Here is a 258-nt window from a genome sequence, read left to right on the forward strand (position 1 = left end):
GTCGGGGCCGTTCGTGTCGCGCAGCGAGCGCAGCATGTAGTCGGCCGTCGCTTGCGCGAGCGCGGCGTCGAGCCCGAGTGCGCCGAGCAGGCGCCGATACGCGAGCACGCCTTCCGCGTTGGCCTGCCACGGCTTGCCCGGCGCGACGCGCGACACGAGGTTCAGCAGGTTGAAGCGCGCCTGCGCGTCCTCGACGTTGCCGGCGATCGACGCGCGCGCAAGCTCTGCATTGACCGCGATCGCATCCGGCGGCAGCAG

Annotated in this window: 1 pseudogene; it reads right to left on the minus strand. The window is 72.5% G+C overall.

The features are described 5' to 3' along the window. Positions 1-258, minus strand: a pseudogene (locus tag SB751_RS32485) (type II secretion system minor pseudopilin GspK); the annotation flags it as partial.

The sequence above is a fragment of the Cupriavidus sp. SIMBA_020 genome, from assembly GCF_046535395.1.
In the GTDB taxonomy this organism is placed as follows: domain Bacteria; phylum Pseudomonadota; class Gammaproteobacteria; order Burkholderiales; family Burkholderiaceae; genus Cupriavidus; species Cupriavidus campinensis.